General features: G+C 72.0%; 9 protein-coding genes and 1 tRNA gene. 2 read left to right on the forward strand and 8 right to left on the reverse strand.

What is annotated here, in order from left to right; genetic code table 11:
• Positions 1 to 3: 3 nt before the first annotated feature.
• From rho to IO20_RS0122670, 7 genes are all read right to left on the reverse strand, one after another.
• Positions 4 to 2,079, reverse strand: coding sequence for a transcription termination factor Rho (rho, locus tag IO20_RS0122640; RefSeq protein WP_030553515.1), 2,076 nt, complete (start codon positions 2,077 to 2,079; stop codon positions 4 to 6).
• Between the two features lie 418 nt (positions 2,080 to 2,497).
• Positions 2,498 to 3,415, reverse strand: coding sequence for a homoserine kinase (gene thrB, locus IO20_RS0122645; protein WP_030210653.1), 918 nt, complete (start codon positions 3,413 to 3,415; stop codon positions 2,498 to 2,500).
• 301 nt (positions 3,416 to 3,716) lie between these two features.
• Positions 3,717 to 4,787: a threonine synthase gene (gene thrC, locus IO20_RS0122650; protein ID WP_030210655.1), complete on the reverse strand. Its 1,071-nt coding sequence runs from the start codon at positions 4,785 to 4,787 to the stop codon at positions 3,717 to 3,719.
• A 6-nt stretch (positions 4,788 to 4,793) separates the two neighbouring features.
• A complete protein-coding gene (locus tag IO20_RS0122655; protein WP_030553513.1) occupies positions 4,794 to 6,092 on the reverse strand; it encodes a homoserine dehydrogenase in 1,299 nt (432 codons plus the stop codon).
• A 170-nt stretch (positions 6,093 to 6,262) separates the two neighbouring features.
• Entirely contained in the window at positions 6,263 to 7,654 is a 1,392-nt protein-coding gene (gene lysA / locus IO20_RS0122660; protein WP_030553511.1) for a diaminopimelate decarboxylase, read from the reverse strand.
• An 18-nt stretch (positions 7,655 to 7,672) separates the two neighbouring features.
• On the reverse strand, positions 7,673 to 8,653 hold the full coding sequence (gene nrtL / locus IO20_RS0122665; RefSeq protein WP_030553509.1) for an ArgS-related anticodon-binding protein NrtL: 981 nt from the start codon (positions 8,651 to 8,653) through the stop codon (positions 7,673 to 7,675).
• 163 nt (positions 8,654 to 8,816) lie between these two features.
• Positions 8,817 to 9,317 carry a response regulator gene (locus tag IO20_RS0122670; protein ID WP_030553507.1) on the reverse strand — a complete coding sequence of 167 codons (501 nt, stop codon included), beginning with the start codon at positions 9,315 to 9,317 and terminating at the stop codon, positions 8,817 to 8,819.
• Positions 9,318 to 9,476: 159 nt separating this feature from the next.
• On the opposite strand from IO20_RS0122670, the gene IO20_RS0122675 reads away from it, so the two are divergent.
• Positions 9,477 to 9,548 (forward strand) — tRNA-Arg (locus tag IO20_RS0122675).
• A 768-nt stretch (positions 9,549 to 10,316) separates the two neighbouring features.
• On the forward strand, positions 10,317 to 11,444 hold the full coding sequence (locus IO20_RS0122680; RefSeq protein WP_030553505.1) for a beta propeller repeat protein: 1,128 nt from the start codon (positions 10,317 to 10,319) through the stop codon (positions 11,442 to 11,444).
• Between the two features lie 638 nt (positions 11,445 to 12,082).
• Here IO20_RS0122680 and IO20_RS0122685 read toward each other — a convergent pair.
• The gene (locus IO20_RS0122685; RefSeq protein ID WP_030553504.1) at positions 12,083 to 12,883 is read right to left on the reverse strand and encodes a bestrophin-like domain; all 801 of its coding nucleotides are present in this window, start codon (positions 12,881 to 12,883) and stop codon (positions 12,083 to 12,085) included.
• Positions 12,884 to 12,950: the final 67 nt, after the last annotated feature.

Below are 12,950 nucleotides of genomic sequence, written 5' to 3' on the forward strand. Positions count from 1 at the left end.
GCGTCAGTCGTCGTTCTTGCCGCCAGGCGTCGTCTTCTGGATCTGGAGCAGGAACTCGCCGTTCGACTTCGTCTGCTTCATCTTGTCGAGCAGCAGCTCGATCGCCTGCTGCTGGTCGAGCGCGTGCAGCACGCGACGCAGCTTCCAGGTGACGGCGAGCTCGTCGGCGCCGAGCAGGATCTCTTCCTTGCGGGTACCGGACGCGTCGACGTCCACCGCCGGGAAGATGCGCTTGTCGGCGAGCTTCCGGTCGAGCTTGAGCTCCATGTTGCCGGTGCCCTTGAACTCCTCGAAGATCACCTCGTCCATGCGCGAACCGGTGTCGACCAGCGCGGTCGCGAGGATGGTCAGCGAGCCGCCGTCCTCGATGTTGCGCGCGGCACCGAAGAAGCGCTTCGGCGGGTAGAGCGCGGTCGAGTCGACACCACCGGACAGGATGCGGCCGGAGGCCGGCGCCGCGAGGTTGTACGCGCGGCCCAGGCGGGTGATCGAGTCGAGCAGGACGACCACGTCGTGACCCAGCTCCACGAGACGCTTGGCGCGCTCGATGGCCAGCTCGGCGACGGTGGTGTGGTCCTCGGCCGGACGGTCGAAGGTCGAGGAGATGACCTCGCCCTTGACCGACCGCTGCATGTCGGTGACCTCTTCCGGACGCTCGTCGACCAGGACGACCATCAGGTGGCACTCGGGGTTGTTCGTGGTGATCGCGTTGGCGATCGCCTGCATGATCATGGTCTTGCCGGTCTTCGGCGGGGCCACGATCAGACCGCGCTGGCCCTTGCCGATCGGCGACACGAGGTCGATGATCCGGGTGGTCAGCACGCCCGGGTCGGTCTCCAGACGGAGCCGGTCCTGCGGGTACAGCGGGGTCAGCTTGTTGAACTCGGGGCGGCCGCGGCCGGAGTCGGCGGCCATGCCGTTCGCCGAGTCGAGGCGGACCAGCGCGTTGAACTTCTCGCGGCGCTCGCCGTCCTTCGGCTGCCGAACGGCGCCGGTGACGTGGTCACCCTTGCGCAGGCCGTTCTTGCGGACCTGGGCGAGGGAGACGTACACGTCGTTCGGACCGGGCAGGTAGCCGGAGGTCCGGATGAACGCGTAGTTGTCGAGGATGTCGAGGATGCCCGCGACGGGGATCAGGACGTCGTCGTCCGCGACCTGCGGCTCGCCGGCCTGGAAGTCGTCACGCCCACGACGCCCACGACGGTCGCGGTAACGGCCGCGGCGCCCGCGGCGGCCGCCGGCCTCGTCGTCGTAGTCGTCCTGCGGACCGGCCTGCGGGCCGCCCTGCTGACCCTGGCTCTGGACCTGCTGGCCCTGACCCTGGCCCTGGCCGCCCTGGCGCTGACGCTGGCCGCCCTGGCCACCGCCCTGCTGCTCGTCGCCCTTGCCGCGGTCGCGCTGACGGTCACGGCGGTCACGGCGCTCGCCGCGCTCCCCGCGCTCCCCGCGCTCGCCCCGCTCGCCGCGGTCACGGCGGCCACGGCCCTCGGCGCCGTCGACGGCGGCGTCGGCCTTGGTGTCGGTCTGCGTGTCGGCCTTGACCTCGGTACGGGTCTCGGCGCGGGCCTCGGTCTTGACGACCTGCGGTGCCTCGGCCTTGACCTCGCCCTCCGGCGAACCGGCGGGGGCGGTGGCGCGGCGACGACGGCGCTCACCGGCCGGCTGGTCGTCCGACGCCGGCTGACCCGGGATGTCGATCTGCTGCTGGGCGACGGCCTTCTCGGCCTTCTCCGCCTTGGGCGCGGGGGCCTCGGTGGCGGTCTCGCCCGTACGGGTCTTGGCGGTGGCGCGGCGCTTCGGCTTGGTCTCGGTGGCGTCGGCGGCCTTGGCGGGGGCGGCGGAGCCTCCACCGGCCTGGGCCTCCTTGATGACCTCGATCAGCTGGCTCTTGCGCATCCGCGCGGTGCCCCTGATACCGAGGCCGGACGCGACCTGCTGCAGCTCGGCCAGGACCATGCCGTCGAGGCCGGTGCCGGAGCGGCGGCGCCGGGCGGTGCCGCCGGTGGCAGCACCTGCGGCGGGCGCGGCGTCGACACTGCTGTCGGCAGTCACGCCCATCAGATCGGTGGTGTCGCTCACGAAGGGTCCTTCCCTGGAGCGGACGTCGGCCATCTGGCTCGGCGACCGGTTGTGCTGTCCGGCAGCGGTCCCGTGTGGGTGGACCGTGTCCGGGGCGGTGGTCCCGCCGGGTGCGGCGGAGAAGAGAACGTGCTGTGGGTCCGGCCCGAGCGCCCCCTGCTCGGCCCTCACTGCAGAAGAGCGAGGGGTGTCGTGCCGGTTCCGGAGCGTGCTCGAAACTGCTCAGGCAGGCTGCTCAGGCAGTTGGGGAGGCTCCCGGAAGAATCGGTGGTCCCTGATGGGGACACTCAGCACCGCGCCACAAAGGCGCCGGGTGCTGACTTGAGGTTAACACTACCGGCTCCAACAAACATTCCCCCTCTCCCTCACCGGCAATCTCCTGGCACGGACGCTGCCCGGCGTCCGTGCCGCGGCGCCCCTAGGGCGCCAGCGGCAGGACGCTCGCTCCGTGCGCGTCGAGGTCGAGCCGGTTGGCGGCCCAGCCCTCGCCCGCCAGTCGGGCGACCTTGTCGGCCGTACCGTGTTCGGCCAGCGCGAGCACCGTGGGGCCCGCGCCGGAGATGACCGCGGGGACGCCGTCCGCCCGCAGCCGGTTCACCAGGGCGAGGCTCTCCGGCATCGCGGGAGCCCGGTACTCCTGGTGCAGCCTGTCCTCGGTGGCCGCGAGCAGCAGCTCGGGGCGGCGGGTCAGGGCCTCGACGAGGAGGGCGGCGCGTCCCGCGTTGGCGGCGGCGTCCACGTGCGGGACGGTGCGCGGGAGGAGACCGCGGGCGGTCTCGGTCAGCACCGGCTTCCCGGGGACGAAAACCACCGGAACGATGGAATCCGAGGGATCCATCCTGATCGCCCGCGCGGCACCGGACTCGGTCCAGGCGAGCGTGAATCCGCCGAGCAGACAGGCGGCGACGTTGTCGGGGTGACCCTCGATCTCGGTGGCCAGCTCCAGGAGGGCGGCCTCGTCGAGCCGGGCGTCCCCGCCTATGGTCACGGCGCGGGCGGCGACGATGCCGGCGCAGATGGCGGCGGAGGAGGAGCCGAGGCCGCGGCCGTGCGGGATGCGGTTGGCGCAGACGACCTCGAGGCCTCGCGGCTGCCCGCCGAGCAGGTCGAAGGCCGTGCGCAGGGAGCGTACGAGCAGGTGGCTCTCGTCGCGCGGGAGCGTCTCGGCACCCTCGCCGGCGATGTCGACGTGCAGCCCGGAGTCGGCGACACGGACGACGACGTCGTCGTAGAGGCCCAGCGACAGGCCGAAGGCGTCGAAGCCCGGACCGAGATTGGCGCTGGTGGCGGGGACGCGCACCCGTACGGCGGCGGCGCGGAACGCTGGACCGGCCATCGCTCGATGACTCTCCTTGATTGCGACAACGGTGTTTCAGAACAGCGGGTACTCAGAACAGCGGGTGTTTCAGGGGAAGTACACGAGAACCCGGGGGCCGTTTCGGCCACGAAGGCGACAACGGCAACGACACCGCGCATATGCGTCGGGGCGGGTTCGGTACAGCCTATCGAAGGAAGGTTCTGCCGCGACATAGGGCGCACAGGAGGCGCACGATGCGTGTCGCGAGCCAACCTGTGCGCCTATGTACGTTCCTGATCGGGTTTCGATCAGTGCCGCTGCCCCACTCGGGGGATCGGGATCAGGCCAGACCGAGGCGCTCGGCGGCGGTGGCCGCGTCGACCGGGACGGTGACCGGCTGCGGCGCGCCGGCGACGGCCCAGTCGGGGTCCTTGAGGCCGTTGCCGGTGACCGTGCAGACGATCCGCTGACCGGGGTCGACCTTGCCCTGCTCGGCGGCCTTCAGCAGACCGGCGACGGACGCGGCCGACGCGGGCTCGACGAAGACGCCCTCCTGCGCGGCCAACAGACGGTAGGCGCGCAGGATCTCACGGTCCGTCACCTCGTCGATGAAGCCGCCCGACTCGTCGCGCGCGGCGATCGCGTAGTCCCACGAGGCCGGGTTACCGATGCGGATCGCGGTGGCGATCGTCGACGGGTCCTTGACGACCTCGCCGCGCACCAGCGGGGCGGAACCGGAGGCCTGGAAGCCCCACATGCGCGGCCGGTGCGTCGCGAGACCGTCGGTGGCGTACTCGCGGTACCCCTTCCAGTACGCCGTGATGTTGCCGGCGTTGCCGACGGGCAGCACGTGGATGTCGGGAGCGTCGCCGAGCATGTCCACGATCTCGAACGCGGCGGTCTTCTGGCCCTCGATGCGGACCGGGTTGACCGAATTGACCAGCGCCACCGGGTAGTTCTCGGAGAGCGCGCGGGCCAGCGTCAGGCAGTCGTCGAAGTTGCCGTCGACCTGGAGGATCTTCGCGCCGTGCACGAGGGCCTGGCCCATCTTGCCGAGCGCGATCTTGCCCTGCGGCACGAGGACGGCCGACACCATGCCGGCGCGCACCGCGTAGGCCGCGGCGGAGGCGGAGGTGTTGCCGGTGGAGGCGCAGATGACGGCCTTGGCCCCCTCCTCCTTGGCCTTCGAGATGGCCATGGTCATGCCCCGGTCCTTGAAGGAGCCGGTGGGGTTGGCGCCCTCGACCTTGAGGTGCACCTCGCAGCCCGTGCGCTCGGAGAGGACCTGAGCGGGAACGAGCGGCGTACCGCCCTCACGGAGCGTGACGACCGGCGTCGTGTCCGTGACCGGAAGGCGGTCCCGGTACTCCTCGATGATGCCGCGCCACTGGTGGGTGCCCTTGCTGGTCATGGGTCCTTACTCCCCTTCAACACGCATGATGCTGGCGACACCGCGCACGGTGTCGAGCTTGCGCAGTGCCTCGACGGTCCCGGAGAGGGCGGCGTCGGGCGCGCGGTGGGTGACGACGACGAGGGAGGCCTCGCCGTCTCCGTCCTGTCGGCCGTGCTGGCGGACGGTGTCGATGGATACACCGTGCTCGGCGAAGACCGTCGCGACCTGGGCGAGGACGCCCGGCTTGTCGGCCACGTCGAGGCTGATGTGGTAGCGCGTGACGACCTCGCCCATGGAGCTCACGGGCAGCTGGGTGTACGCGGACTCGCCGGGGCCGGTGGCCTCGTTGAGCTTGTTGCGGCACACGGCGACGAGGTCGCCGAGGACGGCCGAGGCGGTCGGAGAGCCGCCGGCGCCGGGGCCGTAGAACATGAGCTGCCCGGCCGCGTCCGCCTCGACGAACACCGCGTTGTACGCCTCACGGACGGAGGCGAGCGGGTGGCTGAGCGGGATCATCGCGGGGTGCACGCGCGCGGTGACGGAGCCGCCGTCGGCGGCCCGCTCGCAGATGGCGAGCAGCTTGATGGTGCAGCCCATCTGCCGGGCGGAGGCGAAGTCGGCGGCGGTGACCTCGGTCATGCCCTCGCGGTACACGTCGTCGAGGCGCACGCGCGTGTGGAAGGCGATCCCGGCGAGGATGGCGGCCTTGGCGGCGGCGTCGAAGCCCTCGACGTCGGCGGTCGGGTCGGCCTCGGCGTACCCGAGGGCGGTGGCCTCGTCGAGCGCCTCGGAGTAGCCGGCGCCGGACGTGTCCATCTTGTCGAGGATGAAGTTCGTGGTGCCGTTGACGATGCCCATGACCCGGTTGATCTTGTCGCCGGCGAGGGACTCGCGCAGCGGCCGGACCAGCGGGATGGCGCCGGCGACGGCGGCCTCGTAGTAGAGGTCCTGGCCGTGCTTCTCGGCGGCGGCGTAGAGGCTCGCGCCGTCCTGGGCGAGCAGGGCCTTGTTCGCCGAGACGACGGAGGCGCCGTGCTCGAAGGCGGTGGTAATGAGGGTGCGGGCCGGCTCGACCCCGCCGATGACCTCGACGACGACGTCGATGTCGTCCCGTTCGACCAGGGCCGTGGCGTCGGTGGTGATCAGCTCCGCGGCAATGCCCTCGCGGACCTTGTCCGGGCGGCGGACGGCCACGCCGGCGAGCTCGACCGGGGCGCCGATGCGCGCGGCGAGGTCGTCGGCGTGCGTCGTCATGATGCGCGCCACCTCTGAGCCGACCACTCCACAGCCCAGCAGCGCCACCTTCAGCGGACGCGTACGCATCATCCGACCTCTTTCCCGTCCTGCTTCGTATCTCTACGTTTCGTGTCTCTGCGGTTCGTGTCTCCGCGGTCCGCGGTGGAACCAGTCTCACTCACCGGACGGGGGTTTCCGCCCCCTGTCCGGATCCTGAGACATCTATTTCATCACTCGACCATCGCTCGACTATTTCATCATCCGACGTCGAGACGCAGGAGATCTTCCTCCGTCTCGCGCCGGACGATCACCCGCGCCTCGCCCTCCTGGACGGCGACGACGGGCGGCCGGAGCGCGTGGTTGTAGTTGCTGGCCATGGACCGGCAGTACGCGCCGGTGGCCGGCACGGCGATGAGGTCGCCGGGCGCCACGTCGGCGGGCAGGAAGGCGTCCCGTACGACGATGTCACCGCTCTCGCAGTGCTTGCCGACGACCCGGGAGAGCATCGGCGCGGCGTCGCTGGTCCGCGAGACCAGGCTGACGCTGTACTCGGCGTCGTACAGGGCCGTACGGATGTTGTCCGACATGCCGCCGTCGACGCTCACGTACGTACGCAGCCCTTCGAGCGGCTTGACCGTGCCGACCCGGTAGAGCGTGAAGGCCGTCGGGCCGACGATCGCGCGGCCCGGCTCGACGGAGATGCGCGGGGTGGTGAGCCCGGCCGCCTCGCACTCGCGCGTCACGATCTCGCCGAGCGCCTTGGCGATCTCGTGCGGCTCGCGCGGGTCGTCCTCGGAGGTGTACGCGATGCCGAGGCCGCCGCCGAGGTCGATCTCGGGCAGCTCGACGCCGTGCTCGTCGCGGACCTCGGCGAGCAGCTGCACGACGCGGCGGGCGGAGACCTCGAAGCCGGCCATGTCGAAGATCTGGGACCCGATGTGCGAGTGGATGCCGATGAGCTCCAGTCCGTCGAGCTTCAGCGCACGCCGTACGGCCTCCGCGGCCTGCCCGCCGGCGAGCGCGATGCCGAACTTCTGGTCCTCGTGCGCGGTGGCGATGAACTCGTGGGTGTGGGCCTCGACGCCGACCGTCACCCGGATCTGTACGCGCTGCCGCTTGCCGAGGGACTGCGCGATGTGGGCGACGCGCACGATCTCCTGGAAGGAGTCGAGAACGATCCGTCCGACGCCGACCTCGACGGCGGTACGGATCTCCTCCTCGCTCTTGTTGTTGCCGTGGAAGGCGATCCGCTCGGCGGGCATCCCGGCGGACAGGGCGGTGGCGAGCTCGCCGCCGGAGCACACGTCGAGGTTCAGCCCCTCCTCCTTGAGCCACCGCACGACGGCCCGCGAGAGGAACGCCTTCCCGGCGTAGAAGACGTCCGCGTCCTTGCCGAAGGCCTCGGCCCAGGCGCGGCAGCGGGCGCGGAAGTCGGTCTCGTCGAGGAAGTAGGCGGGCGTGCCGAACTCCTCGGCGAGCGCGTCGACGCCGATGCCGCCGACGGTGACGACCCCCCGCTCGTCCCGGTCGACGGTCCGGGACCAGACCTTCGGGTCGAGGACGTTGAGGTCGGCCGCGGGTGCGGTGTAGTGCCCCTCGGGGAGGACGTCGGCGTGGCGGGGCCCTGCGGGGTGGGCGGAACGGCTCATGTCTGTTCTTCTGCTCTCTCAGATCCGATCGGGTGCGCTGATGCCGAGCACGGAGAGGCCACCGGCGAGCACCGTCCCGGCGGCTTCGGCGAGCGCGAGCCGGGAACGGTGGGCGGCCGAGGGTTTCTCGTCGCCGAGCGGCAGAACGGTGTGCTGGAACGCGAGCAGCGCGTCGGCGGTCGCTTCCACGTGCCGTGCGACCCGGTCGGGGGCGCGGTGGCGGGCGGCGGCGAGGAGGACGGCGGGATGGTCGCCGAGGAGACCGAGGAGTGCGGGCGCGTCGACGGGCGTCTCGTCCTCGTAGAAGGGGGTGATGCCGAGCTGCGCGCCGTTGACGAGCAGCCGACGCACCCGGGAGTACGCGTACCGGACGCGGAAGAGGGAGTTTCGCTCGTGCTGGACGAGGAGGGGCGGCCCGTCGAGCGGGCGGTCCTGCGGAGCGGAACGGAGCAGGGCCCAGCGGGCGGCGTCGACGCCGAGGGCGTCGGGCTCGTAGGCCCCGGGCCGTACGTGGATCCGCTCGGCACCGCCGAAGCCGGCGTCGGCCCCGTGCGCCCGCAGGAGCCGGACGACGGTCTCGGTGACGAGGACGGCCCGCGGTTCGGCGGGGCTGGCGAAACGGACGGTGGTCCCCGCGAGGGCGCTGCCACTCCCGTACGCGGAACCCTGCCCGGTCCCGGCGGCGAGGATCTCGCGCACCAGCTCGCCACCGGCGTCCCGCCGGAGGGTGAAGTTCAGGAACCCGGGCCCGGTGATCTCGACGCCCCGCAGCCCGGGCGCGTCACGGAGCCGCTCCTCCAGGATTCCGGCGACGTCGAGGGCGCTGCGCCCGGCGGGCCGGGCGAGGGTGAGCGCGATGTTGCTGGCGTACTCCCCGGTGCCACCGGGCCGGGCCCGCTCGACCTTCACCCGCGGGGGCACGTCGACCCTCAGCGCACCGTCGTCGACCGCACGGCGCACGGCGTGCAGCACGGTGAGGGAGAGGTCCGCGGGGGTCACGGGTCAAGCCTAGGGGAGGAGGGGGGTCGAAACGCGAACGGGTTTCGCCATGCGGGCACCTGGGGGGCGGGCGGGGGCGCGGGGACGCCGGGAACGCGGATCCGGAACCGTGATTCGGAAACCGTGAATGCGGAACGGGCGGAACGTGAATCCGGAACCGTGCTCAGTGCGTCCCGGGCGTGCTGCCGGCGCGTCGGGTCCCCGGCTCGTCCTGCCGTCCCTCCGCTGCGGCAGGTTCGTCGCCCCCGTCGGGCCCGCCCGACTCCGGCCGCTCGCGCCGCTCACGGGGCTCCCGCTGCATGAGCTGGTGCACGACGCGGACGAGCTCGGCGGGCTCGAAGGGCTTGGCGAGGAAGGCGTCGGCACCGGAACCGGCGACGCCGGCCACCTCGTGCTCACCACAGGCACTGATGATCGCGACCGGCAGATGACTGGTGCGGGGATCGGCCCGCAGCCGCTCGGCCGTCTTGATCCCGTCGAGTCGGGGCATGACGACGTCCAGGGTGACGACATCAGGACGAACCCGATGCACGACATCCAGACACTCGGCACCATCGGCCGCGGTCACGACCTCGAACCCCTCGAGTTCGAGATTGACCCTGATCAACTGCCGGATCACCTTGTTGTCATCGACAACGAGCACCCGACCGGACACGCCTGACACACGAACGAGAGTAGGGCGCCCCCGACGGCCGCGTCCGGGTTTTACCCACTTCTGACCCGCGCGGGGGACCGACCCCCTGGTGACGCCCCGGAAATACCTGTTCACAGCCACTCCCGGAGAGCTGGTAGGGTTCTACCCGTCGCCGCTGAACGCGGCAACGCCCCCGTAGCTCAGGGGATAGAGCAACGGCCTCCGGAGCCGTGTGCGCAGGTTCGAATCCTGCCGGGGGCACTTCGCAGGAAGTGCCACACAGACCCCGTGATCAGCGGAAACGCTGAACGCGGGGTCTTGTTGTGTGTGCAGGCGTGTGCCGGGCCGAACGGCTGCCACGCGAACGGGCCGCGTGTGGGGCCGACGGTGAGGCGTGGCGTTCAGATGGGCGGGGGCGTCGGACACTCGCCCGGTGCCCGCCACCCTGTGGCTGTGGATGCGACACTGGATCCGGCGGAGCGAGCAGCGTGCGGCCCTCACCCCGGCGGATGCCCGCAGATTGAATCGAGCACCGGGTTCGGCTGACCGTCGAGGAGTCCACACAGCACGTCTTTCCGGTCCACGAGTACGCCGCCGCCGGCTGCGAGATCGCGCCGCAGGGCAGCTGGCCGAGCCTCTGCCCCGCGGAGAGTCACGTCCTCGGGATCAAGGAACTGCCCGACGAGCCCGGCCTGTTGAGGCACCGGCACGTCTCCGTCATTGGGCCGGATACGCGGGCGCGGCCCTCTCCGTTCTCCACCGGAGGGGCCTGCAGGGCGATCCGCTCGGTCGGATGTCAGGTCGGGGTCCTTGAGCAGGCCTCTCGCCCGGTGGTCGTCTCCCATGTCGGGCGTCCCTTCCCGCACGGGGCCTGAGGCTCTCGCGAAGCGTCTCTCCTCGCCCGGCCGTTGAAACGAGCCGATCGGGTAGGGAGGCAGGGAGGGTGAAACATTTCCGGGGGCCCGGCGCATCGAACGTATCGAGAGCAAGCACGTCACGTCGATCACTCCGATCCGAGGATGCCCCTTCATGCTTCTTTCCCTGCCCCGGGCGGCGACCGCCCTTGCCGTCGGACTGACGGCGGTCGTCGCCACCGCCGTCTCACCCGCCGCCGCGGACACCCGGACCTGGCGGGACGTCAGCCCGCCCGACAGCAACGGCAGCGTCCTGTTCGACATCGAGACCGCGGGAGGTGCCACCTGGGCGGTCGGCTCGCGCAGCGACGCGACCACCCGTCCCTTCGCGCCGGTGGCGTTGCGCTGGACCGGTACGGGCTGGCAGGCGCCCCCACAGCCCGCCGACCACGGCCGCCTGGAGGAGCTCGCCGTCGGAGCGCCCGACCAGGTCTGGGCCGTCGGCTCGCGCAACGAACTCGTGGGCGAGTCGGACTGGGACCGGGGGCGCGCACTGCTCCAGCACTGGAACGGCACCGCGTGGAGCGAGGTCGCCCTGCCGTTCCCCGAGGCCGCCGACGTGACGTCGCTGTCGGCCGTCGACGTGGACGCGGGCGGCTCGGTCTGGGTGTACGGCGGCTACGCCGACACGGCCGGGGAGTACGTGCCGGTCCTGTTCCACGGGGACGCGGACGGGGGCGGCGGCTGGACCCGGCTGCCCGCGAACACGGGGCTCAACTGGGTCTCGCAGCTGGAGGCGCGACCCGGCGGCGTCGTCCTCGCCGTCGGCGACGGCGTCTCCCGCTTCGACGGCACGTCGTGGACCAAGCAGAGTCTGCCGCCCGCGCTCGACGGGGCGATCTTCGACGGGATCGAGGAGCGGGCGGCCAACGACATCTGGGCCGTCGGCCACATCAGGGACGACAGGCTGTGGCGGCGTCCCGTGATCGTGCGCTACGACGGTCGCGCGTGGCGCACGGTCCGTACCCCCGCCGAGACGGGCCAGCTCTTCGACATCGCCTTCGACGGCTCGGGCCGCCCGGTGGCGGTGGGCGAGACCATGGACCCCGCCGTCAACCCGGCCGGGAATTACGTCCTGACCCCCGGCCCCCAGGGCTTCCTCACCCGTACCGAGGATCCGGCCGGCGCCGGCTACCTGTACGGGGCCGCCGCCGACGCGGCGGGCCGGATATGGACCGTGGGCGGCACGGCGGGCGCGGAGGGTGGCGTCTCCCCGTCGGCGTACGCGGGCATCCGTCGCTGAACCGGACGCACTGGGTCACTGCGTCGTCACGCCCCGTGACACGAGGTCATCGTGGTGCCCCGCCCGCGTCCCCTCCCGCCCCGCGCGGGAGGGGGCGCGGGCCGTCGTCAGGACCCCACGCGTGACGCGGACGCTCGCGGGTAGCCGGTGGGTGGCAAGGTCGAAGGAGGCCGATCACCATGATGAGCACGAAGAGCGGGCCACCCACCCGTCCACTCCCCCACGACCCCGCGGAACCGCCCCCCGCGCCCCCGACCCACCCGTTCCCGGTCGACCCGCGGTCCCCGAAGCCGACGCCCGGGCCGAAGCCAGGGCCGGGTCCGGGGCCGGGGCCGAAGCCCGGCCTTGGGCCCCGGGCGGCTGGAGGGGTGATGGGACATCCGCCCAGCGATCCGGTTCCGCCGAGTCCCACCCCGGCGCCGGGTCCCGGGCCCGGCCCGCAGCCCGGGCCCGTTCCCGGTCCGGTGCCCGGGCCCGGCGGGCCTGATCCGGTGCCGCCGGCGCCGCCGCAGCCCGAGCCGGATCCTCAGCCCGGGGGACCTTCCCCGGAACCGGGCCCCCGTCCGGGGCCTCTGCCCGGTCCCGCGCCCGCTCCGGAGCCGGTCACCTGACCGCTGTCACGGCTGTCGCTGTGCCTGTCAGCGGCTCACCGGCTCCCAGTACCGGGCGAGCGCGCCCTCCTGGTACGGGGCGGGGCTCACGCTCAGTTCGCCGGCGAAGGGACGGTCGAGGACGAGGACGAGGAGCAGGCTGAAGCCGATGAGGGCGGCGACCGAGGCGACGAAGAGGAGCTGGATCCGCAGTCTGCGCATGCCGTACAGGAAGGTGAGCGGGATGAGGACGAGCGCGCCGCCGAAGGCCAGGACCTGGAGCAGCGGCGGGAGTTCCTGCTCGGCCATGGTCAGGCGGGAGCGGCGCTGGCCGGCGACGTCGTTGAGGCGGGCGACGGCCTCCTCGTAGAAGACCTCCTCGCGGACCGTCCTCGGCTCGTACGCCTGGAGGACGCCGAAGGCGGTCTGGAGGTGCCGTTCCGTGGCGCCGTAGGTGGGCTGCCCGGCGCGCATGCGGGGCCACTGGTCCTCGACGACCGCGTGGACGTAGCTGCTGAGGGCCGCGTCCAGGTCGGCGCGGACCGGGGCCGGGAAGGCGCCGGCGTCGCGTGCGATGAGAGCGATGTCGGTGGCTTCGGTGGCCACGATGGTCTGGGTGCTGTCCAGTTGGGTCCAGAGGGTGACGATGACGAAGGCGAGGATGATCCCGTAGATGGCGCCGAACATCCCCAGCGTCACCCCGACCATGTCGTTGTGCTCGCCCTCGGCCAGCGACGGGTACTTGCGGCGTGCCAGCACGCTGCCGGCGGCGGCCAGGGCGACCGTACCGCCGACGGTGATCAGGGCCAGGGTGAAGGTGCTGAAGTAGTTGAGCAGCCAGAGCGACATGTGCGGGAAGTCTAGGGACGCGGTGATCACGGTGGCGCCGCCGCGACGGCGCGCCCAGCCCCGTCTC

It is taken from the genome of Streptomyces exfoliatus, from assembly GCF_000725545.1.
Classification (GTDB): domain Bacteria; phylum Actinomycetota; class Actinomycetes; order Streptomycetales; family Streptomycetaceae; genus Streptomyces; species Streptomyces exfoliatus.